A 21,410-nucleotide genomic window follows, 5' to 3' on the forward strand; every position below is an offset into this window, starting at 1 on the left:
TTTTTTGTCTCACTGGTAACGCTGTCTTTCTGTATGCCTACCTACGTCTACCGTCGCGAAGACGGAACGAAGTTCGAAATCAAACAATCCATTACCGCCGATCCGCTCGAAACGTGTCCGGAAACGGGGCAACCGGTGGAGCGCATCATCAGCGGATCAGCAGGGCTCATCTTTAAGGGTAGCGGCTTCTACGAAACCGACTACAAGCGCAGCAACGGCTCGTCGGGCGCCAGTAGTCCGTCGAATGGTACGGACAGCAGTTCAGACGCGTCGTCGGGAAGCGCAAGCGGCGACAGCAGCAATGGAACGAGCAGCACCTCGGAATCGAGCACTGCCTCGGAGTCGAAGGCGGCGGCCTCTGGGGATGCTGATTGACGATTGAGCGCAGAAAATTCGCGCGCCCGAAGCAGCGCAGGGTCCAGGGCACGAACGGCTACGCTTGCTACCGGCCTGTGGTGAATGCCTTGGCATGCCGTATCCTCCTGATGGTGCGCAACAGGTACATATATGAACCCCGAGAGCTGCGTGGTGTGGCTCTCGGGGTTTTTTGTTGGGATGCAGAGATTGTACGTGCAAATAGCAGGTTAGCCGGGCGTAGGAAGCGTATCGGGCAAGTCGATGATCGTGGCGCCCCATGTGAGGCCGGCGCCAAATGCCACCAGCGCCAGCGTGTCGCCAGGGCCGGCGTGGCCTGTTTCGAGCGCTTCGGAGAGCGCCAGCGGGACACTGGCGGCCGAGGTGTTGCCGTAGCGGTCTACGTTCATGTAGACCTGCTGATCGGTAAGGCCAAGCTCCTTAGCGGCGTACCGGATGATGCGCGCGTTGGCCTGATGGGGCACGAGCAGATCGATGTCTGCGGTGGTGTACGGCGAGGCCTCCAGCGCTTCGGTGACCGCGCTGTGCATGATGCGCGTGGCAAATTTGAACACCTCGCGTCCGTTCATCTCCAGCGTCGGTTCGTCATTGTCGACACGGGCATGGGTGATGGGCTCCGCTACCCCACCTGCGGGTACAATGATGTGCTCGGCGCCGGTCCCATCGGAGCCCAAGACGTGGCTGCGCACGCCGCCGGTGTCGGTGGCCTGCATCACAACCGCCCCCGAGCCGTCGCCAAAGAGCACGGCGGTGCTCCGGTTGTTCCAGCTGAGCCATCGGCTGACGAGTTCGGTGCCGATAACGAGTACGGTGTCGCATGCGCCCGTCTGAATAAACTGCTGCGCCGTCACCACCGCATACACGAAGCCCGTGCACCCCACGGTCAGCTGCATGGCACCGGTCGTAGGCATCCCCAGTCCCTCTTGCACCTGGCTCGACACGGGCGGGGTCAGGTAATCGGGCGAAGACGATGCCACAAGGAGCAGGTCGACCTCAGCAGCGTCTACACCGGCCCGTTCCAGGGCACGCCGCCCGCTCTCAACGGACATGGTGGCGGTGGTTTCGTTATCGGCGGCAAAGCGACGCTCACGGATGCCGCTGCGCGAGCGAATCCACTCGTCGCTGGTGTCCATGTGCTGGGCGAGTTCGTCGTTGGTGACCACACGCTCGGGCACGTAGTGGCCCCAGCCGGTGATGCTTGCGGTGCGCATATAGGCAGATAGATTGCGGGGTAGTGGTGAGATCTTAAATGGTAACCTTTCTGATAACAACTTTTCCTGGGGCGAACGGTACCGAAAGCATTCGGCACAAGTTACCCCGTTCGCCCACGCCGGAGACTTCCGCGCCGGGTGGCGCTCCCAGCACCGATAGCATTCGGTGCACGTTCTCCAGCTACTGGTGTCGTTTCTTCATCTCGTAGCGTTGACCTACTCCCGATTGCGGAAAGGAGCGAGGCGTGCTGTGTGTTGCAACGCCGGAAGCGGTTCCAGCGTACGGCCCCCAGTAAACGAGCACTGGGGGATGGTGGCGGTTTGGGCTGCTACGGGGGTTAGCTGGCGACTTCAGCCGCGCCAATTTCAGCGATGGTGAGGAAGTCGCTGGCGGTGAGGCTGGCGCCGCCAATCAGGCCGCCGTTTACATCCGGCTGGCCGAGCAGGGCTTCGGCGTTATGCGGCTTCATGCTGCCACCGTAGAGCACGTGGACGCCCGAGGCGTCTTCGGGGCTGTGTAGCGCTGCGAGTTCGCTGCGCACGAACGCATGCATCTCTTGAGCTTGCTCGGGCGTGGCCGAGTCGCCCGTGCCAATCGCCCACACCGGTTCGTACGCAATGATGACATCATCAGCAGCGACCGAGGCGCCGTTGAGCGCTGCGTGCAGTTGTGTGCGCACCACGTCTTTGGCGTTTCCGGCATCGCGCTCAGGTTTCGTTTCGCCCACGCAGATGACCGGAATCAGGTCGTGCGCCTGCGCTTGCTTGACCTGTGCATTTACGTCGGCATCCGAGAGGCCAAAGAGCTGGCGCCGCTCGGAGTGGCCAACGATGACGTGCGTGCAGCCCACTGCTTTCAGCATCGGAGCGGATACCTCGCCCGTGAAGGCGCCAGCATCTTCGTGGTGCATGTGCTGGCCGCCCAGCGCAACGGGCGTTTCGGCAAGCTCGCCCCCCACCGCCTGCAGGTTCACATCGGGCGGGCACACGAGCATATCGATAGGAGCGAGCGTATCCTGGCGTTCCAGGTAGCCCGTAGCAATGGACTGCGCCAGCGATTGCGCGTTGGGCAGCGTGGTATTCATCTTCCAGTTTCCAGCAATCAGCATAAGAACGGGTCAGTTGGCAAGAAGAACAGAGGGATCCGCAGGAGAGCTATCGCTTGCGGGCTTCGTAAGCAAACATCGGCGGGATGTTGAAGAGCACGTACTCCTTCTCAACACGAGGAAACTGATCGCGCAGGGGCTGCTCCATGTGGTTGTAGTTCTGATACACCAGGAACTTGCCGTCGTCGTGGAGCGCGTCGAACGTGGACTGGATGAGTTCGGTCTTGATGGGATCATCCAAAAACGAGAACGGGATGCCCGAGATAATGTAGTCGACGGGGTCGAGGTCATGCCCCTCGATAATGGACTCTACATTCTCGGCCCGGTCGTGCACAACCGTAACCTGTGTGTTCTGCGCCTGAAACGACTCCAGGTCCTCTACGAAACCGTCATTGCTCTCAATGAGCACGAGCGAGGAGTCGGGATGCATATTGCGAGCTATGTAGCGGCTAAAGACGCCATCGCCCGGGCCGTATTCTACGATGGTGCACGGCGTATCGAAGTCGATCCAGCGGCACACGCGTTTGACCAAGTACGAGGACGACGGCGTAATCGCGGCCACGTCACGGTCTTTGATGAAGTTTTTGATGTAGGAGAGCGTACCCATGCAAGCAAAAAAGTCAGTGAGCAGAAATAAAAACGCACGGACCCCTGCAGACCGCGTCTCCACGGGCCTCGTACGCAACGGGCGCGCGCTACGGCATCTCTGCAGAAGCAGAGGAGGAAAGCGCGCGTAGATCATCTTGGAGCGATACAATCGCTGTTCCCAGATACTTGTCCACGATGCGCCCCTCCGCATCAATTAAGACGCGCGTAGGCAAGGAGGCAATGTTATACGTTTCAAGGAGCGGGCTTTCAACGCCTTCAGGGGCAATGACATGCAGACCAGGCAGCGAGCGTCCGTCGCGAAACGCGGTGTTGAGCACCGAGTCGGGCTGAAGCGATATGGAGATGAGTTGCAAGTCTTCGGCTTCAGTACCCTCGTAGATAGCGTTGCGCGTGGGAATTTGCTCGCGGTAGAGCCTGCTTTCGGGCCGGTAAAACTCCAATAGCACCGGCTGGCCCCGAAGCGATTCGAGCGAAATCGTGTCGCCGTCGGTGGTTGTCATGCTGATGTTGGGAGCCATGTTGCCGGGCAGCAGGTTCTCGGCCTCGTACTCGGCGCGCGTGGCCCACTCGGCCCACTCGGTATTGGGGTAGGTGTCGCGTAGCGTACGGGCGGCGCTCTGGGCCGCGTCGCGGTTGAGGCTATCGAGATGCGCGCGTACTACCTCGGCCTGCAGGCTGGCGCGCACATTGGTGGATGCGTTGGCAGAGTCGGAGCGACTGATGGCGTCGCGTAGCAGCGCGAGGGCAGCGTCTTGCCCATGAAGCTGCGCTTGTGACTGCCGGGCCACACGCACGGCCTCGGCGTAGCGCGGGTTGGTGGGCGCCAGCGCCTGGGTGCGGGCCACCGTGAGCGAGTCGTTCCAGCCTTGAATCATCGAAATGGATTCAACGGCTGCCAGGTCGCCCACATAAGATCCAGGAAACGTTTCGCGTAGGCGCCACAGAATGCTGCTTGTTTGGCGGATGTTCTGCCCCATGCGCGTTTGGTCGAGGTCCTCTTGCAGGTTGCGCACCATGGTCTGGCGGTGCAGCGTCATCGTATTGCGATACGCCATCAGCGCGTCGTTCTCAGGCGAGCGGATGCGCGGTAACCGGCGCACGGGCAATTCCATCTGCAGCGAGGCGGTATCGCCGTCGGCAATAACCAGCTCGCCACGATGCACCGTGTTGCCGCGCCGCTGCACCACATACGGGTAGATGGCTCGTTCGGGGGCTTGCACCGTCATCTCGAATGCGCCCGAGGTGTCCGTTCGAGCAATGCCCAGCGTATCCACCTGCCGCCCCACCGGTTGAATAACGAGCACGCTGAATCCGCTGTAATCGCCTGAGGGGTCGACCTCGCTGTTTACGGTGATGGTGCCCTGTAGCACACTTGCAATGGAGGGGTCGTCTTGCGCGGGGCTCGATCCGCAGGCTGCTATGAGCAAGAGCGTGCCCAGCAGGCTGGCAAGGAGACCGGTGGACGCCGTAGCGAACGAGAACGGATGGAGGATAGGCACAGGGCAACGTGGGGTGGTTGGGGGGAGGCAAAGCGTTGACACGACGCGCATTACTGGTTCTGAGACCGCGCATCGAGATGCTCGGTCAGGAGCGTGCGCACCAGTTGTGGATCTGGCGAGCCGTCAATACGGCGCATCACCTGCCCGATAAAGAAGCCCAGCAGCCCGTCTTTGCCATTCAGGTATTGTTTTACGTTGTCGGAGTGCTCGTTGAGTACCGACGTGACAACAGGTTCGATGTGGCTGCGGTCGGAGATCTGGATGAGGTTGTGGTCGTCGGCTATCTTACCTGCGGAGGCGTCGGTGTGGTCGAGCATGAGGCTGAATACCTCCTGCGCGCCGCTGGAGCTGACCTTGTCTTCAAGGCGCAGATACACAAGCTGGGCCAGGCGCCGGGGCGTAACGGGCAGCGTTTGGGGCGTGTGGTCGGTTTCGTTGAGGGTCTGCATCACGTCGCCCATCACGAAGTTGGCCACTTCTTTGGCCTGGGCGTTGGTGTCGCCGCCTTTGGTGCGTTTGAAGAGCGAGGAGAGCGCCTCCTCGAAATAGTCGGCCACGGCGCGGTCTTCGGTGAGCACCTCGGCATCGTACGGGGGTAGCCCCAGGCTGTCAACAAAGCGGTGGCAGCGGGCATTCGGCATTTCGGGGAGGTCATCCCGGAGCGCCTCGACGCGCTCTTCGGGCACCACGACCGGTGGAAGATCCGGGTCGGGCAGATAGCGATAGTCCCGCGCCTCTTCTTTCGAGCGCAGCGTGCGCGTCTGCTGCGCATCGGCATCCCACAGCAAGGTTTGTTGCTGCACAGCCTCGCCACGTTCGCGCGCCACGATCTGGCGGTTGATCTCGTATTCGAGCGCGCGCTCTACGTTGCGGATCGAGTTCAAATTCTTCAGTTCGGTGCGCGTGCCGAGCCCGGTCTGCCCTTTAGGACGTACCGACACGTTGGCATCGCAGCGGAGCGAGCCCTCTTCCATGTTGCCATTGCTAATGCCGAGCCAGCGGACCAGCTGTCGCACTTTTTGGAGGTAGCGGTAGGCTTCGTTCGGGGAGCGCAGGTCGGGCTCAGACACCATCTCAATGAGCGGCACGCCGCAGCGGTTGTAGTCGAGCAGCGTGTGGGCTTCGCCCTGATCGTGGATGGACTTGCCGGCGTCCTCTTCAAGGTGGATGCGCGTAATGCCGATGCGCTTGCGCGAGGGGCGGGCGCTGTCTGTATCATTGGTGCCACTGGCGTCGGTGTCGGCATCAATTTCGAGATAGCCTCCGTAGCACAGCGGCGTGTCGTACTGCGAGGTCTGGTAGCCCTTGGGTAGGTCGGGGTAGAAATAATGCTTGCGGGCGAAGAACGAACGCTCGGCAATGGAGCAGTGCGTAGCCAGCCCCATGCGGAGCGTGTGCGTGACGGCGGTCTCGTTGAGAACGGGCAGCGTGCCCGGATGACCCAGGCTCACCGGGTCAACATGCGTATTGGGCGGGGCGCCGTACGCGGCGGCTTCGGGGCTGAATAGCTTGCTCTCGGTTTGGAGCTGGCAGTGCACCTCCAACCCAATGACGGGCTCGTACGTCTCGTGCAGCATAAAACGGGCGTAGGGGGCAGAAAGACCGGAAACCATACAGCAGCGCAGTGCCCCGAAGGGGGCACCACCTGACTGCTAACTTAACCACCGGCGCATTGTTCAACGCGCGGTGCATCACGCGGTGGTTTAACCGGAAGCAGAGTCCGGGCGGGGCACGAACTGTGCTTCAGCTTACAGGGCCTCCCACTTTCCCAAGATCTCCTCGACGTGCGCATCCGTCTTCGGACGCTTAAACACGTGACGAATCACCCCGTCGGGGTCAATCAGGTAGGTGGTGCGCTTGGTGCCCACCACGGTGTTGCCGTACAGGTTGCGCTCGCCGTACACGCCATATGCCGTAAGGATGTCGTGCTCGGGGTCGGCCACAAGTGGAAAGGGCAGGTCGTATTCGCTTGCAAAGTCGGTATGCGAGTCGACGCCGTCTTCCGAGACGCCAATCACGGCAATGCCGTTGTCCTGCAGCTCGGTGTAGCCATCGCGCAGGGTGCAGGCCTGCTTGGTGCAGCCGGGCGTATTGTCTTTCGGGTAGAAGTACAGCGCAACCCACGTTCCACGATAGTCGGAGAGCGTGAGCGGTTCGTTGTCTTGCGTAGCGGCGGTAAAGTCGGGCGCTTCTGTGCCTACAGCAAGGCGGTTGATGGTCGGAGGCATACGGTAGCGGGTGGGTCAGTAGAGAAGCGAACGCGTGCTCTCACTTCGGATAGGGCAGTGCGTTCCGCCGGAATGCGGCTGTAGCGACTTCTTCTCGCCAGCCATGTGTACGGTCGAGGGTTACGACTCGTGCTGCGTTAAGGGCAGGCGGATGCGAAAGGTGGTGCCGACTCCTTCGGTGGTCGTAAACGTGATGCTTCCCTCCAGCTCGGTGATGGTCTTGTGCGCAATAGCCAGGCCCAAGCCGGTGCCGCTGGTTTTTGTGGAGAAGTTGGGCTGAAAGATCTTGTCGCGCTCGTCGGTAGAGATGCCGGTGCCGTTGTCGCGCACGGTAAGCTCGGCGCAGCCTTGCGGATGCGAAGCGGTCGGCGCCTGCTTCATGGTGGCAACGTGGATATTGGGCGTGCGGTCGTCCGGAATCGCCTGCAGTGCATTTTTGAGTAGGTTGATACACACGCGCCGCAGCTCCTCGCGGTCGGCCTCAACCACGAGGGGCGCCTCGTGCCAGTTGGCTGTGATGGCGTTGCTGGGGGCCTCTTCGCGCATGAGCTGCACGGCCTCGCGGCTTACCTCGTTTACGTCGAGCGGCTCCAATACACGAGTGGGCAGGCGCGCGAACGAGGAGAACTCATTGGCAATGCGCGTGAGCGTGTTGATCTGGTCAATGAGCGTATCGGTAATGCGCGTAAACAACTCAGCAAACTGGCTGTCGTCTGCGTCCTGCGGAGACGTACTGCCCGAAGCATTGGCCGTAGCCTCCCCCCGGCGCTGAAAGGCACGCTTAAGGTGCTGGATGGAGAGCTTCATGGGCGTAAGCGGATTCTTGATCTCGTGGGCCACCTGCCGTGCCATCTCGCGCCAGGCCAGCTCGCGCTCTTGTTGCGCCAGCTTACGGCGTTGCTGGGCGAGTTGGGCGCGCATCTCATTGAAGGTTTGCACAAGCTCGCCGATCTCATCGCGCGTGGTAACGGGCAGGATGCGAGCGAAGCGCCCCTCGCCAACCGCCTCCAGGCCCTCGCGCAGCTGGGCAATGGGCTGGGCGATTGCGCTGGCCACGAGCGAGGCGGTGCCCATCACCACCACAACGAGCATGAGAAGCGCGCCGAACAGGTAGGCCAGGGTGCGGGCCTGCTCCTCTTCAAGCTGCTCCTGCTCCGACAGGGTAGGCACAGCCACCACCACGCGGGTCCGTCCTTCGGCATCGGTAAGAGCCCGGTAGCCAACGCGGTAGGTGAAGGAGCCAATGGAACGGCGCGCCGTGGTAAAGCGGCGGTTCTCCAGATGCAAGGCCTGATACACCTCCATGGGCAAGCGCGGCTCTACGAGGCCGTCGCGCACGAGACGTGGGCGACTGGTTTCGGTGAGGAGGCCGTCCTCGTACACATCCAGGTCCGTTCCCATGCGCACGGCCAGCGCGTTCATATCGGTGCGGTCGACTACGCGAAAGATGCGCTCGCCGCTGCGGGCCTGAAGGGCAAGCGCTTCTTCAATGCGTGCGAGGGCGTCGGCCAATTGGCTCTCCACGCCACGGTCGCCCTCGGCCTCCACCACATGCACGCCCAAGACGCCCACGGCGAGTGCGGCGGCCACCCCCACGCCCAAAAACGCATTCAGTACCTTGTCGCGGAAGCGCACGCGTGGAGCAGGCAGAAGCCCGGCCCGGTAGCGCATCAGCGCGCCCACCAGATAGGCCAGCGTTGCCAGCACAAGAACAGCTACTGTAATCCGAAAGAGGTAGTAGAGGTGGTCGAACGGCATGATCGTAGGCAGCCGGGCCACGACCACGCGGTTGTCAGAGCTACGAGCGTAGTACGTAAGGTATGTTGCCCCCCGGTCAGTGGTGCGGGTCCACACCGGAGCGGCTTGGGTCGTGCGCGAGCGCACATCATCGGGCAGGCGTCCCACGCCAACATCGGGGCCTTGGCTGCGGCGCAAGATGCCATCTGTGAACACGGCGAGCGAGAGGTCAGCGTAGAGGTCGCTATAGGATCCGTCGGGTAAGAACACCCGTGGAATGTCACTGCCGCTGCCCACGATGCCGGCCCGCGGCTCAATGCGCACCATAGCCCAGTGGAGCGGTCCAGGGCCACGCAGTCGTTGCAGCCCCACATACTCCACCGCCGAGCCGCTACGAAGATCGCGCCGGATGTCGTCAGGGAGCGGAGTAACCACGGGTTCGGTGCCTCCGCGGAGGGTGTACAGCGTTTGCATCCGCCGGAAGATGCGTTCGTCTTCCGGCATCTGCTGCACCCGTCTTGGACGTACCCCTGGCGTGGCGTACTGCGCCTGGGGGGTGCCCAGTGAGTCGAGCAAGACAAGGCGCGACTCGTACGGGCTGAGCGACGTGAGCAAGGAGCCGCGCAATGCATCGGTTGCAATGGCGTCGAGGCTGTCGGCTGTAATCGACGGTGTTTGCCAGCGATCGAGGTCGGTGCGTACGCCCTCCACAATCTGCTGCAGGGCAAACAGGAGTCGGGGGTTGCGGCCTTCCGCAAATGATTGGGCAGCCTCGGCCATGCGGCTGCGCCGTTGGGCGTCCATGCCCACGTAGAGCAGCGCATAGAGGGCCGTGGCCAGGATGATTGCTGCTGGCAGCAGCCGCTGAATGGTAAGCTGGCTGCGCCCGTTGTGCGGCCAGGTGCGCCCAACGAAAGCTACGCCGCCCGCGCCCAGAAAGAGCAGAATGGATACCGTAGGAGCAACAGCATCGGCAGGGTGAAACCCAATAATGAGGAGAACGGCTGCGAGTCCGCCACTGCCCAGCGTTATGAGGCCAAGTATGGTGGGCGGATAGGCCGCGGGCCATGCCAGCAGCACGAGGCGTGTAGCAATCCACCAAAGCGCAACCAGGCTTGCAAAGAGCCCTGCGAGGAGCAGAGCCAGGCTGCTGAAAACGGTAAAGACCAGCAGATTTGGAAGCAGGCCCGTACGGGCAAAGAAGTTAAGCGTACTATCGAGCACTGCATGCTCCACCACATGGGCAACCGCGAGCGAAGAACCAAGTCCAAGAGTCACCAGAACGATACTTGCTATGGTCGTGCCGAGCACCACCCAGCGCCGGGAGAGCGGTAGCGTGTAGCGGTGTGTCCAGGCATCGCGCCAGGGCACTGGCAGGCGGTACCGCAGGCCCAGCATGAACAGCCCACCGCCAAGCAGAGCGCCCAGGCATCCTGTAATGAGAAGATCGCCGATAGAGCGCATCAGGCCCCGGCCGATGCCAGAGGCCAGGTGGGCTGGGTCGAACAGCGGAGCGGCTGCGCTGCCTGCGTGCATCCACCGGGCGGGCAGGTCGAGCCCAATTGCGCTGTAGCGTAGCATAACAATGCCCACCGCGACCCCGAACATCCATCCCGTGGCTGTTGCGAGACTACGTAGATCGGAGCGGCAGGCCCGCCGCCAGGCGTGGTAAAACCGATAAGCGAGACCGCCAAGCAGCCACACCAGCAGGAGTCCAACGGCAGCGCCTTGCACATTTCCAATGCGCTCTCGCTCCATGCGAAGCAGCTGTTCAGGCTGTGGACGCACGACGCGCACGTGGGCCAGCGGGGCACCGTGCAGGTCATTAAGCAGCAGCGTGGTGGCCGAGTCAGCCAGCGTACGAGGAGGCTCCCAGGTTATGCTAATCGGAAGAGGCAGCGGCGCTCCCCACTCCGCGCTCAGCCGGTATGCTTGAATGAACCGGTTCTGAACCGGAGGGTCCACATACACCTGTTGCATGACACGCACGGCGCCAATAGCACGTCCATCAAGGCGCACAGGGGCCCAGGCAACGAGGGCCGTCTGCACATCGCCTCTGCGGGCCACGGCAACCTGTGTATCCTGCAGAAAGGCCTCCTGGTCGGGCGCTTGGTCGAGCGGCATGCTAAACCCGGTCCATCCCAGCAGGCGGGGGGTAGGCGCGTACACTTCGACTGCGCGGCGCGGATGGACGTTGAGTTGTGCGAGGTGGTCAACCAGACGGCGCGGACGATCGCCGGGCCGAAGGGCATCGAGGCTTTGGATGATCGTCGAATCGCGCGCCAGCATTTCGGCACGGGTGATCAGGTCGGTGCGCAGTGCCTGGTACTGCGTGGATACAGCCGTGCGCACCTCGGCAATCTGTTCTGTATCGCGCCCCGCGACCTCGCTGGAAGTCAGGCGCTCTTGCATCCCCACGAGCACGATAGCGCTGCTCCCAAGAATACCGGCAACTATCCAATATAGCAGTGAGCGCGACGAGAAAATGGGCATATGCTAACATTGGAAGAAGCGGTGTGCGGCACGACCAGGGGCTGCACAACATACGGCATATCACATAGCATCGCAGCACATAGCACTGCAGCGGCCGGGCTGCATGCTACGGAGACTTATGGAGAGGCTGTTTCAATTCGCACTTCGTGCAAAACCCACGTTGTAGAGCCTTCATCGAAACGTACCATCACATACACCGGTGCATCGGCCTGAGCATGGTGGTACGTGCCCATGACAAACAGACTGGCGTCGGCATGGGCGGTGCGGTCAACAGAGAACGATCGGGGGGCATGGTGGCGAAAGTAGTCGCGCATCACGTAAAACGCTTGCGACTGGCTGTAGTACGACCGCGATCCCAGCAGACTGACGTCAATGCGGTCGGCGGCAGGAGTGAACAGGGCTTCGGGCATGCCCTCTTCGAACGCTTGCATGACCCGGTGCACCGCAGCTTCATTCGCAGACGAGTCGGCAGGAGATGTGGGCTGCGCAGTGCCAACGTAGGGTATACAGCTTAGTAGTACCGCAACCAGTAGCGGTAGCAAGCGTGGGCACTGTATCGCCGATGCAATTCGTGTCGGTACCACCATAGCGTGAAGCATTCGAGTGCAAGGAAGCACCTGTGCAGTACAACGGCATGGGGATAAGAACACGGCCTTCGCATCCAAGCTGCACAGTAGCCAGTTGGGTACGCATAGCGCAAGGATTGTACCCACAGTGCGGGACGTGCATGCTGCGGGGGCAAACTGCCGCCTGGGCGATGGTTTGACGTCATCGGTATACGACCGCAAGTCAAACGATCCCTTCAAATGAGGGACTGTTAGAAGCTTTTGGGGGCTACAGCCTACCGACTATCGGTACGCAGGTCGCATGCAACTGTATGCGAGGCATAGCACGTGAATCTTGCATCAGCAGCCTGATGCGGACAAGCGGCGGGCGTGGTTCTGTTTTGTGAGCCAGGTTCAGCAGCAAGCGTCTTCTATAGCATACGGTTCAAATCCAAAGCCGTCCACCGCCTTATACAGGACGACAGACGGCTTCGTAGTATGTGCCAAGACGGCGGCGTATTTTGGAGGCAGGCGCTCTATATACAACCCCCTGGACGAAAAAGAGAGGCATCGCCCTGGTCAGTCGCTACTGACAACCGAGAGCGGACGGATCCGAGCGACCTTTGATGCGAGCCCGGCGCCGACCACGGTGTCAACCACGGCTTCAACGTCGTCTTTGGTTTGAACGCCGCCTTCGCTGCTGTCGAGCGAGGCTTGAGCTGGCATCTCTTGCGCGCTGATGGTGCGCCCGGCGCCGTGGCAGGCCGAACCGTAGCTTTTCTGCATGCTGTCGCGCGTGGCCAGCATCACGAATGAGGTGTTGTTGCGCTCGCCCGGCACGATAACCGGCTGGCCCAGCGCGCGGTACGGAAGCGAGATGCCGGGCGTGCCCGGCCCAAAGGCCCGTGCCGCACCCTTCCGGTGCACAAAGCAGCGCGCGTGGTGGTCTTCCACCTGATGCATTTCGACGTGGCCAAGCGTGTGGGCCACATCGTACACCGTGCGCAAGCGATCGCCCAGCCCGCCGAGGGCGTCGTCTGCCGACTCGCGAACGCGGTGGGCCAGCACTTGGCGGTTCGCGTATGCGTAGTTGGCGGCGGCCCGCATGGCCCCGATATAATCTTCGGCCTCCGACACGTCGAGCGGCATGTACGAAAGGTCGTCGGAGGGCGGGGTGGTGTCGTATTTGGAGCCGGCCTCGCGGAAGCGCTCAATGTAATCGTCGCATACCTGCCGCCCGTATCCGCGCGAGCCGCAGTGGATGAGCACCGTAAGCCGTCCTTCGCGCAGTCCCATAGTGAGTCCTGCTGCGCGGTTGTACACCTCCTCGACCACGCCCACCTCGATGAAGTGTGCGCCGCTGCCCAGCGTACCCAGCTGGCGGGCCCCGGCAGCACGCGCTGCTGCACTTACTTTGTCTGGGTTGGATTCATTGAGGCGTCCGCCCTCTTCGGCACGCACCAGGTCATCCTGGCGCGCCATGTCGCTACGCAGCGCCCACTGGGCTCCGGACTGGGCGACATGGTCGACTTCGCTTTTGTTCAGATGCAGGGAGCCTTCGGCATCGTCGCCGCAGGGAATGGCCTCGGACAGTGCATCGTGGAAGTTATCGAGATTGCCCTCTACATCCGACAGGCGGATGGACGAGCCCAGCAGCCGCACGCCGGTGTTAATGTCGCGTCCAATCGCAGCCGGGGCGATGGCTCCTACCGGGTACTTCGACACCGCGACAATGCCGACGGGGGCACCCTTACCAGGCGAGACATCGGGCATCACCATGAGATGCCCCACCAGTCCCGGCAGCGAGGCCGTCTGAACGATCTGGTCGGCTGTGGGGCCTAACAGGATCCGTTCGAGCAGCGCCTCGTTGGCCAGAAACCGCACCGGCACCCGCATGTCAGGGGCAGCAGAAGCCGGGAGCTCCCAGGTAAAGTCATCGATTTGCGCCACATCAGAACGATCCATACGCATCAGCATACACGCGTCGAGTCTGTGCTATACCACACAGGCAACGCGTGCGTATATTGGGTTATGAGCGAAATATCTACAGTCCGGTTTAACCTCTGTAACATTTTATGTGTTCCGTTCACGGCGGCATGTACCCTGCGTTTGCATCCGAGAGACGTGCCGCCTTCACTGGCATTTAGCGCCCACTATACGCCTTATGGATCTGTCGCTTCCGCCTCGGTTTGAATCGGCTACGTTTGTGTCGTATGTGCCGACAACTACATCGCAAGCAGAGGCGTGCCGGGCGGTGCAGGCGTTTGTAGACACTGCACCGTGGGATGATAGCTGGATGCGGACGATCTGGAATCGCCATGCGGGCACCGTTCGGCAGCGCGGGCTTTATCTGGTGGGACCGGTAGGCACTGGCAAGACGCATCTGATGGCGGCTGCGTACCAGGCGCTGCATCCTGCAACGCCCTGTGGCTTTGTGCACAGCCGCACGCTCTTTCAGCAGACGGCCTCGCCCCAGGCGGTAGCCCGGTCGATTGCCGATCAATGCACGCTGCTGTGTCTCGATGAAGTGGAGATCGACGACCCCGCCAACGAGGCCCGTCTGGTGCATACCTTGCAGGCGCTCGACGATGTCGGCGTCTACCTGCTCGCCTCCAGCAACGTGCGGCCCGAGGCGTTTGCCAAAACCAATGTGGGACCCACACGCTTTGAGCACTTCTTGCGCAACGCTTTCGGACAGCGCTATGCCTTACAGCCCGTAGAGGGCCCCGATTACCGCCGTGATAGGGCGGTGCAGCATAATCAGACCGGCACCATCTGGGTTGGGCCCCCCGATGCCACGCGAGAGCGGCTGGATGCGGCGTGCCAGACGCACGATACTGCACTCCGCCTCTCATTCGATGCGCTTCGCGAGCGCAGCCGCACCACGGCTCACGACGCGCTCGTTGACGAATTGGTGGCCCCCGACTGCTTGGCGGTGGAGGACGTAGCGCTCGACTCGACCGATGATGCGTTGCGCCTGCTCCGCATTGTCGATGCGCTGTATACGCACGACGCCGCCCCGGTGCTCTACATGACCGCCCGTACACCGCCCGACGACTGGTTTGCGCCCGAGCAGTTTGCTGGACTGGCGCAGGCCATCGCCAAGAAGTTTACGCGTACCGTGTCACGCTTGCATGCGCTCTGCACGGTTGAGCACGTGGCCCGCGCATCTCCAAAACAGCCCACAAAACAACGATAGCGAATCCGTAAGAGGTGTTACTCAGCTCCATCAACAGGCATGGCCTCCAGCAGGTCGATGGGCGTGCCCCACATGCGAATGGAGGGCTGGCCGGGCTTTTCCTCGCCTCGGAAGCGAATCGCAAGTCCGTCGGTCTGCAGCGAATCGGGGAGCGAGCCGCCCGGGTCGTAGCGCGTGCTGTCGGAGGCAATGATGCCCCAGAAGCCGCCCTCCATCTCCATAAAGACAACGGTGCCGGTGGTGCTTACCAGCTGTTCGGGGTTGGGGCCGTCTTCATCAGCAGGACTTGGGGTGTCAGCAGGCATAGCGGTGTCGGGGGCCGAGGAGCCGCATCCGCCCAGCACGAGCAGAGCGCCCACCAGCACAGCCCTGCATATCCAGCCAAGACGCGCAGCGTAAGCAGTCATAGTAGGGGATGCGAGCAGTGAATGCATACAACGAAAAGGAATACCGTTCGTTATGATACAACGAAGCTGTCCAGAGCGCAAATCGTTTCGCGCTGTCGGTCATCATCCATTGGACCAACTTGGTTTCGCATTATGAGTCATTCGGATACGCCAACACAGCGCTTGTCTGCACGCGTTACCGGACGCGTACAGGGCGTGGGCTTTCGTCACTTTACCCGCACCACCGCACAGCGGCACGGGCTTACCGGCTGGGTGCGCAATGAGCCCGACGGCTCGGTTCGGCTGGAGGCCGAGGGGCCGCGCGCTAATCTCGAAACGCTTCTCGATGCCGTGCACGACGGACCGCGTCCGGCACGTGTCGAATCGGTCGAGGCGGAATGGGAAGCAGCCACCGACACGTTCCACCAGTTTGAGGTGCGGTACGCATGAGCACATCGTCTTCAGAGGATTCGGAGCTCTCGGCTGGATGTGCCGTGCATGAGGCGCTGCACTGGGCGGCCCAGCATCTTGAGGCCGTCGACGGGCGGGCCCATCAGCAGGCGCGATGGCTTCTGGCCGAGGTACGGGGGCAGTCGAGCACCCAGCTGGCTGCTGATGCGCGCGCTCCGCTCACCGAGGCCCAGCGCCAGCAGTTCACAGCGCTTGTGGCACGGCGCGTGCAGGGCGAGCCGCTCCAGCATGTGCTGGGCCACACCAACTTCTACGGACTGCGCATTCAGGTCAGCCCCGACGTGCTCATTCCGCGTCCCGAGACCGAAGCCGTGGTCGAGCAGGCGCTGGCGCTCCTTGCCAACGTGGAGGCGCCGCGCATTTTCGATGCGGGTACGGGCAGCGGATGCATCGCCTGCGCGCTCAAGCATGAACGCCCAGATGCTCAGGTCGCCGCAGGAGATGTGTCGGAGGCGGCACTCGATGTGGCACGCGCTAACGGGACGGCGCTCGGCCTTGACATCGCATGGCATTCCTTCGACATGGACGCGCCCGATGCTGCTGCGGCCGTGCCCAACGCGTTGGATCTGCTCATCTCGAATCCCCCGTACGTACCCGATCACGAAGCCGACACGCTCAGCGCGGTGGTGCGCGACTACGACCCGCCCGAAGCGCTCTTCACCGGTCCCGATGCGCTACGCTTCTACCGCGCGCTGGCCCAGTGGGGATACACCGCCGTGCGCCCCGGTGGCCATCTGCTCGTAGAAACGCATGCCGATGGCGCTGACGATGTGGCCCGCCTCTTTCGCATGCACGGGTGGACCGACGTACACCAGAACAACGACTGGGCGGGGCGTCCGCGCATGGTGTGGGGACGGCGCTCGTAGACGCGCATCTCTTCGCCGTATGTTGCTCCAGAAGAAAGGGCGAACGGGAGACCGTTCGCCCCAGGAAGAGGTGTTGACACTTGGTAGACGACCCAATTCGCAGATAACCCAAGTTGGGAGACATAGCACGAGACCCTCTACTTTTTCTCCTGCACCCAACGGTCCCCCGTTGGATGCACGTAGGGACGCTCCTGCGTCCGTAGTGGATGGGCAGTGTCTATTGTTGTACGTTGCTTAACTACTGGTAAGGTCACGCCCCGTACACCCGTGCGGCTTCGCGATGCATGATCGCGTGCAGATCAGCCGTGGCGGCAGGGGTTTCCGCATATCCCCCTGAAAGCAGAAGCACCGCCGCCAGGTCGCGTTGATGGATCTGCTCCAGCACATAGCCATCACGCTGATGCAGGCCCGCACGTGTGAGCGACAGGCGTCCGTAACGGTCGCCTGCCATCACATCGATGCCTGCAAGATAGAACACGAGGTCGGGTTGGGCCGCGTCGAGCACTGCGGGCAGATGTGTGGTGAGCGCCTCCATGTAGGCGGTGTCGGAGCAGCTGTCGGGCAGCGGCACATCGTGCGTGGAGGGCGGCTTTTTGAACGGGTAGTTCTTGGCGCCGTGCATTGAGAAGGTGTAGACCTCGGGCATATCGGCAAAGAACGCCGCGTTGCCATTGCCCTGATGCACATCCAGATCCACAATGCAGACGCGCTGAATCCAGCACGCTTGTTGCAGCACGCGGATGGCCACCGCCACATCGTTGAGCACACAGAAGCCCTCGCCATGACCAGGCATGGCATGGTGGGTGCCGCCCGCCAGGTTGGCCGCTACGCCGTCTTCGAGTGCCATCATAGCTGCGTTGAGGGTGCCCTGCACGGCCACCCGCGAGCGATAGACGAGCCGCTCCGACCAGGGGAGTCCCATGCGACGTTCGGCGCGGTCGGAGAGCGTGCCTGCTGCCAGTGCGTTTAGGTACTCGGCAGTATGCACATGTTGCAAGTCGGCCCAGTCGGCCTGACGCGGGGCTACGACCTTGCGGGGATGCAGCAGTCCCTCACGGAGCAGCAGGTCGTGCAGCGCCGGAAACTTGCCCATCGGAAACGGATGGCCTTCGGGCAGCGGCACGTAGTAGCCATCTTGGTAGCTAACACGCATTGAGCAATGAGGGGGCGTAGAGGCAGAAGAGCACAAGCACCAAGGCAACACTACTCGCCTGCGAAGGCGTCGAGCGACTCTTCGCGAAAGGCGCCGGTGCCTACGTAGCGCATGAGCAGCATGAAATCGTCGCGTTCCACCGCGCCCGGCAGCGTCCCAATGATCTCGCCCGAGGGTTCCATAAAGGCAAGCGTTGGAAAGCCGCGTGCACCTAACGTGTCCATAACTGCTGGAGCAGTCACCGACTCGCCCCGAAACTGATGGGTTTCTTCCGGGTCGTCGCCGTTTACACGCACCATCACGAAGTGCTCGTTCATGAGTTGCTGTACGTCTGCGTCGGTATACACGTCTTGCTCAATGCGCTGGCAGTAGGGGCACCAGGGCGCATACACGTACACGAAGACGAACTTATCTTCGGCAGCGGCGGCATCAAATGCATCTGCCATCGTGTACACAGGCAGCTCATCGACCCAGGCATCGGTATCGGATTGGGCGTGGCTTGGGGCAGCGAGCAGAAGCGTGGGGACCACAAGCAGAAGAAGAGGGAGGCGAAACGCAGTAGTCATGGAGCCGGAAGCATGAGGGGCAGAGCCAGTGCAGGGCCGTCGGGTTCAGAACGTCCCGTGCGTGTGGGATGGGTGGCTGCATCGCAGGGTTCCTGTACAGGAATGGAAGCAGGTGGCATGGCGGTATCGGAATACGGGAAATGGGTACGGCCCTGTGCATCCTTTGTAACGCATGTCTCTTAACGGGTACGGCGGGAGGCTGAGCGGATAGCCCGGACCACCATCCAGGCTACAGCCCCGCCAAGCCAGAGGCCCGTAAGGAGGCGCGAACTCGGCGTATTGATCCAGAGCCCGAGCCACGGACCCAGCCAATCGACACCAGCGGGCACGATCCCAATGCCGAGCACAACCCACGGCGACGCGTGCGCTTCGAATCCTGCCGCCATCCGGGCCACGACGGCACCGGCACCAGCACCGATGTAGATACCCAGGCAACGGTCGCACACCGCGAGCGCCGTGCCAGACATGTGCATGCTCCGCTCGGGTAGTTGATGGCACACCGGAGCAAACGCCTCCATGACCACGGTCTGGGCCCAGACCGGCAGCCACGGAGGCAGAGCCGAAAGCGTTACGAGCCCCCCGGCCAGGGCTGGGATTAGTATCCAACGCCTCCCTGGCATCGGGTCAAATAATGAGGATGTGTTACGTGGCATATCACGTATGATCTTACCTTAAAGCAACCCGGGAAAACGGAACACCCTATGGGAGGTATGGTTCAGCAGATTGGCTTGTTAGCACTCATCACCAGCGAGTGCTAATAGCACTGAAGTGACAATTACTCGCATGTTATCCGCTCACCAAACCCAACCCCATTATGGCAAAGATTCAACCGCTGGGCGACCGCGTGGTCGTCGAGCCGAAACCTGCTGAAGAAAAGACTGACAGCGGTCTCTACATTCCAGACTCGGCCCAAGAGAAGCCGCAGAAGGGCACCGTAGTGGCCATCGGCCCCGGTCGCGTCGAGAACGGCAACAAGATTGACCTGACCGTAGCCGAAGGCGACCAAGTGCTGTACGGCAAGTACTCGGGCACCGAAGTCACCCTTGACGGGAAAGACTTCCTCATCATGCGCGAGAGCGATATCTTTGGCGTCGTGGAAGACTAAGTAGACGCCGACCGCTCAACCGCAGCCGAGGCGCATTCTCGCGTATCCCGCTGCACGCCGCCGGATCTTGCAGGCGGCCCCGCACTCCCCGCATTCCCTTAAATAACCACTCGAACTCACACTATGGCTAAACAAATTGTATTTGATGCTGAAGCGCGCAACGCGCTGAAGGCAGGCGTCGACAAGCTCGCCCGCGCCGTAAAGGTGACGCTGGGCCCGAAAGGACGCAACGTTGTTATTGAGAAATCATTTGGCGCACCGACCGTCACGAAAGACGGTGTTTCGGTTGCGAAAGAAGTCGAGCTTGAGAAGAAGCTCGAAAACGTAGGCGCCCAGATGGTCAAAGAGGTCGCGTCGAAGACCTCGGATGTGGCTGGTGACGGTACCACCACGGCAACCGTGCTCGCGCAGGCCATCATGAGCACCGGCCTGAAGAGCGTAACGGCGGGTTCGAACCCGATGGATCTGAAGCGCGGCATCGAAACAGCCGTGCAAGCCATTGTGGCCGACCTGCAGAAGCAGAGCAACCCGGTAGAAGGCAAGGGTCGCATTGCGCAGGTTGCAACCATCTCGGCCAACAACGACGACGCCATTGGCGAGCTGATCGCAGATGCGTTTGACCGTGTCGGCAAAGACGGTGTGATCACCGTAGAAGAAGCCAGCGGTATCGAAACGCACCTCGATGTGGTCGAAGGTATGCAGTTTGACCGCGGCTACCTCTCGCCTTACTTCGTAACCGACTCCGACAACATGGAGGCGGTCCTCGAAGATGCCTATGTGCTGATCTACGACGACAAGATCAGCAACATGAAGGATCTGCTGCCGGTGCTTGAAAAAGTGTCGCAGACAGGCAATCCGCTGCTGATCATCGCCGAAAACATTGAAGGCGAAGCACTCGCCACACTCGTGGTGAACAAGCTGCGTGGCACGCTGAAGGTCGCGGCTGTGAAGGCGCCTGGCTTTGGCGACCGTCGCAAGTCGATGCTCGAAGACATCTCGGTGCTGACGGGCGGAACCGTTATCAGCGAAGAGAAGGGCTATCGCCTCGAAAACGCGACGCTCGACTATCTCGGGCAGGCCAACCGCATCACCATCGATCAGGATACCACCACGGTGGTGGACGGAGCGGGCTCCGAAGAAGAAATCAACGCCCGGGCCAACCAGATCCGTCAGCAGATCGACAGCTCCACGTCGGACTACGACCGTGACAAGCTGCAAGAGCGCCTTGCGAAGCTCTCGGGCGGCGTTGCGGTGCTGAACGTAGGCGCGGCGACCGAGCCGGAGATGAAAGAGAAGAAGGCGCGCGTTGAAGATGCGCTCCACGCCACGCGTGCTGCCGTTGAAGAAGGCGTACTGCCGGGCGGCGGCGTTGCGTACCTGCGCGCTCTGCACGCTCTCGACGGTCTTGACGTTGAAAACCAGGATCAAGAGATTGGTGTCTCGATTGTGCGCCGTGCGCTCGAAGAGCCGCTGCGTCAGATCGCGTCGAACACGGGCCTTGAAGGCTCCATCGTGGTACAGCGCGTGAAAGAAGGCGAAGGCGACTACGGCTTCAACGCACGCACCGAAGAGTACGGCCCGCTCCTTGAGCAGGGCGTCCTCGATCCCACGAAGGTGACGCGTAGCGCTCTCGAAAATGCCGGATCCGTTGCGGGTCTGCTGCTCACTACCGAATCCGTAATCGCCGATCGCGAAGACGAAGACGACGGCGACAACGGCGGCGGTGGCGGTGGCGCCCCCGGAGGCGGCGGCATGCCGGCCGGAATGGGTGGCATGGGCGGAATGGGCGGAATGGGTGGCATGATGTAAGCCCCCGTTTCGCGCACACCGCGCGAACCGACTGAACGCTAAGCGGCGGCTC

Annotated in this window: 19 protein-coding genes; 6 read left to right on the forward strand and 13 right to left on the reverse strand. The window is 61.8% G+C overall.

Translation table 11 applies throughout. The features are described from left to right. Nucleotides 1-33 precede the first annotated feature (33 nt). A complete protein-coding gene (locus tag CRI93_RS06705) occupies nt 34-375 on the forward strand; it encodes an FmdB family zinc ribbon protein (protein WP_098061856.1) in 342 nt (113 codons plus the stop codon). 209 nt (nt 376-584) lie between these two features. Here the strand turns inward: CRI93_RS06705 and CRI93_RS06710 are convergent, their stop codons facing one another. The 9 genes from CRI93_RS06710 to CRI93_RS06750 form a co-directional block, all read right to left on the reverse strand. Beyond that, the gene (locus CRI93_RS06710; RefSeq protein ID WP_098061857.1) at nt 585-1,586 is read right to left on the reverse strand and encodes a beta-ketoacyl-ACP synthase III; all 1,002 of its coding nucleotides are present in this window, start codon (nt 1,584-1,586) and stop codon (nt 585-587) included. A 338-nt stretch (nt 1,587-1,924) separates the two neighbouring features. Continuing rightward, nucleotides 1,925-2,695: a triose-phosphate isomerase gene (tpiA, locus tag CRI93_RS06715; protein WP_098061858.1), complete on the reverse strand. Its 771-nt coding sequence runs from the start codon at nt 2,693-2,695 to the stop codon at nt 1,925-1,927. A gap of 46 nt (nt 2,696-2,741) precedes the next feature. Further along, complete coding sequence (locus tag CRI93_RS06720; protein ID WP_098061859.1) at nt 2,742-3,299, reverse strand: class I SAM-dependent methyltransferase; 558 nt, start codon at nt 3,297-3,299, stop codon at nt 2,742-2,744. Between the two features lie 88 nt (nt 3,300-3,387). Beyond that, nucleotides 3,388-4,800, reverse strand: a complete 1,413-nt coding sequence (locus CRI93_RS06725) for a peroxiredoxin family protein (RefSeq protein WP_176521743.1) — start codon at nt 4,798-4,800, stop codon at nt 3,388-3,390. Between the two features lie 50 nt (nt 4,801-4,850). Continuing rightward, nucleotides 4,851-6,413 (reverse strand): Asp-tRNA(Asn)/Glu-tRNA(Gln) amidotransferase subunit GatB, encoded by a 1,563-nt coding sequence (gene gatB / locus CRI93_RS06730; protein ID WP_245850375.1) that lies wholly within the window; start codon nt 6,411-6,413, stop codon nt 4,851-4,853. A gap of 135 nt (nt 6,414-6,548) precedes the next feature. After that, entirely contained in the window at nt 6,549-7,028 is a 480-nt protein-coding gene (bcp, locus tag CRI93_RS06735) for a thioredoxin-dependent thiol peroxidase (RefSeq protein ID WP_098061862.1), read from the reverse strand. A 120-nt stretch (nt 7,029-7,148) separates the two neighbouring features. Next, a complete protein-coding gene (locus CRI93_RS06740; RefSeq protein WP_098061863.1) occupies nt 7,149-11,258 on the reverse strand; it encodes a sensor histidine kinase in 4,110 nt (1,369 codons plus the stop codon). Nucleotides 11,259-11,374: 116 nt separating this feature from the next. Continuing rightward, on the reverse strand, nt 11,375-11,689 hold the full coding sequence (locus tag CRI93_RS06745) for a DUF4783 domain-containing protein (RefSeq protein WP_176521744.1): 315 nt from the start codon (nt 11,687-11,689) through the stop codon (nt 11,375-11,377). A gap of 693 nt (nt 11,690-12,382) precedes the next feature. Continuing rightward, the gene (locus CRI93_RS06750) at nt 12,383-13,768 is read right to left on the reverse strand and encodes an RtcB family protein (protein ID WP_098061971.1); all 1,386 of its coding nucleotides are present in this window, start codon (nt 13,766-13,768) and stop codon (nt 12,383-12,385) included. Between the two features lie 199 nt (nt 13,769-13,967). On the opposite strand from CRI93_RS06750, the gene zapE reads away from it, so the two are divergent. After that, nucleotides 13,968-15,002, forward strand: coding sequence for an AFG1/ZapE family ATPase (gene zapE, locus CRI93_RS06755; RefSeq protein ID WP_098061865.1), 1,035 nt, complete (start codon nt 13,968-13,970; stop codon nt 15,000-15,002). A gap of 17 nt (nt 15,003-15,019) precedes the next feature. Here zapE and CRI93_RS06760 read toward each other — a convergent pair whose 3' ends face one another. Next, nucleotides 15,020-15,409, reverse strand: coding sequence for a hypothetical protein (locus CRI93_RS06760; RefSeq protein WP_141491601.1), 390 nt, complete (start codon nt 15,407-15,409; stop codon nt 15,020-15,022). Nucleotides 15,410-15,541: 132 nt separating this feature from the next. Between CRI93_RS06760 and CRI93_RS06765 the strand changes: the two genes are divergently transcribed. Both CRI93_RS06765 and prmC read left to right on the forward strand, forming a co-directional pair. Beyond that, the gene (locus CRI93_RS06765) at nt 15,542-15,838 is read left to right on the forward strand and encodes an acylphosphatase (protein ID WP_098061867.1); all 297 of its coding nucleotides are present in this window, start codon (nt 15,542-15,544) and stop codon (nt 15,836-15,838) included. Then, on the forward strand, nt 15,835-16,725 hold the full coding sequence (gene prmC, locus CRI93_RS06770; protein WP_098061868.1) for a peptide chain release factor N(5)-glutamine methyltransferase: 891 nt from the start codon (nt 15,835-15,837) through the stop codon (nt 16,723-16,725). Before CRI93_RS06765 ends, prmC begins: the two co-directional genes overlap by 4 nt. Before the next feature lie 250 nt (nt 16,726-16,975). Here the strand turns inward: prmC and CRI93_RS06775 are convergent, their stop codons facing one another. From CRI93_RS06775 to CRI93_RS06785, 3 genes are all read right to left on the reverse strand, one after another. Continuing rightward, nucleotides 16,976-17,878 (reverse strand): histone deacetylase family protein, encoded by a 903-nt coding sequence (locus tag CRI93_RS06775; RefSeq protein ID WP_098061869.1) that lies wholly within the window; start codon nt 17,876-17,878, stop codon nt 16,976-16,978. A gap of 50 nt (nt 17,879-17,928) precedes the next feature. Then, nucleotides 17,929-18,444: a thioredoxin family protein gene (locus CRI93_RS06780; protein WP_098061870.1), complete on the reverse strand. Its 516-nt coding sequence runs from the start codon at nt 18,442-18,444 to the stop codon at nt 17,929-17,931. 179 nt (nt 18,445-18,623) lie between these two features. After that, on the reverse strand, nt 18,624-19,097 hold the full coding sequence (locus CRI93_RS06785) for a DUF2085 domain-containing protein (RefSeq protein ID WP_098061871.1): 474 nt from the start codon (nt 19,095-19,097) through the stop codon (nt 18,624-18,626). A 161-nt stretch (nt 19,098-19,258) separates the two neighbouring features. Here CRI93_RS06785 and groES point away from each other — a divergent pair, with 161 nt between their 5' ends. Both groES and groL read left to right on the forward strand, forming a co-directional pair. Then, nucleotides 19,259-19,549 (forward strand): co-chaperone GroES, encoded by a 291-nt coding sequence (groES, locus tag CRI93_RS06790; RefSeq protein ID WP_098061872.1) that lies wholly within the window; start codon nt 19,259-19,261, stop codon nt 19,547-19,549. A gap of 123 nt (nt 19,550-19,672) precedes the next feature. Further along, entirely contained in the window at nt 19,673-21,358 is a 1,686-nt protein-coding gene (gene groL / locus CRI93_RS06795; RefSeq protein ID WP_098061873.1) for a chaperonin GroEL, read from the forward strand. Nucleotides 21,359-21,410 lie beyond the last annotated feature (52 nt).

Origin of the sequence: Longimonas halophila (assembly GCF_002554705.1) — a bacterium.
Taxonomy (GTDB): Bacteria; Bacteroidota; Rhodothermia; order Rhodothermales; family Salinibacteraceae; genus Longimonas; species Longimonas halophila.

What these genes read in the sequence shown, in the direction of transcription:
- groL (WP_098061873.1), top strand. Translation starts at nt 19,673, where the DNA reads ATGGCTAAACAAATTGTATTTGATGCTGAAGCGCGCAACGCGCTGAAG.
- CRI93_RS06710 (WP_098061857.1), bottom strand. Translation starts at nt 1,586, where the DNA reads ATGCGCACCGCAAGCATCACCGGCTGGGGCCACTACGTGCCCGAGCGT.
- CRI93_RS06750 (WP_098061971.1), bottom strand. Translation starts at nt 13,768, where the DNA reads ATGGATCGTTCTGATGTGGCGCAAATCGATGACTTTACCTGGGAGCTC.
- zapE (WP_098061865.1), top strand. Translation starts at nt 13,968, where the DNA reads ATGGATCTGTCGCTTCCGCCTCGGTTTGAATCGGCTACGTTTGTGTCG.
- bcp (WP_098061862.1), bottom strand. Translation starts at nt 7,028, where the DNA reads ATGCCTCCGACCATCAACCGCCTTGCTGTAGGCACAGAAGCGCCCGAC.
- CRI93_RS06775 (WP_098061869.1), bottom strand. Translation starts at nt 17,878, where the DNA reads ATGCGTGTTAGCTACCAAGATGGCTACTACGTGCCGCTGCCCGAAGGC.
- CRI93_RS06765 (WP_098061867.1), top strand. Translation starts at nt 15,542, where the DNA reads ATGAGTCATTCGGATACGCCAACACAGCGCTTGTCTGCACGCGTTACC.
- groES (WP_098061872.1), top strand. Translation starts at nt 19,259, where the DNA reads ATGGCAAAGATTCAACCGCTGGGCGACCGCGTGGTCGTCGAGCCGAAA.
- CRI93_RS06705 (WP_098061856.1), top strand. Translation starts at nt 34, where the DNA reads ATGCCTACCTACGTCTACCGTCGCGAAGACGGAACGAAGTTCGAAATC.
- CRI93_RS06720 (WP_098061859.1), bottom strand. Translation starts at nt 3,299, where the DNA reads ATGGGTACGCTCTCCTACATCAAAAACTTCATCAAAGACCGTGACGTG.
- CRI93_RS06760 (WP_141491601.1), bottom strand. Translation starts at nt 15,409, where the DNA reads ATGACTGCTTACGCTGCGCGTCTTGGCTGGATATGCAGGGCTGTGCTG.
- CRI93_RS06780 (WP_098061870.1), bottom strand. Translation starts at nt 18,444, where the DNA reads ATGACTACTGCGTTTCGCCTCCCTCTTCTTCTGCTTGTGGTCCCCACG.
- tpiA (WP_098061858.1), bottom strand. Translation starts at nt 2,695, where the DNA reads ATGCTGATTGCTGGAAACTGGAAGATGAATACCACGCTGCCCAACGCG.
- CRI93_RS06785 (WP_098061871.1), bottom strand. Translation starts at nt 19,097, where the DNA reads ATGCCACGTAACACATCCTCATTATTTGACCCGATGCCAGGGAGGCGT.
- gatB (WP_245850375.1), bottom strand. Translation starts at nt 6,413, where the DNA reads ATGGTTTCCGGTCTTTCTGCCCCCTACGCCCGTTTTATGCTGCACGAG.
- CRI93_RS06740 (WP_098061863.1), bottom strand. Translation starts at nt 11,258, where the DNA reads ATGCCCATTTTCTCGTCGCGCTCACTGCTATATTGGATAGTTGCCGGT.
- prmC (WP_098061868.1), top strand. Translation starts at nt 15,835, where the DNA reads ATGAGCACATCGTCTTCAGAGGATTCGGAGCTCTCGGCTGGATGTGCC.
- CRI93_RS06745 (WP_176521744.1), bottom strand. Translation starts at nt 11,689, where the DNA reads ATGCAAGCGTTCGAAGAGGGCATGCCCGAAGCCCTGTTCACTCCTGCC.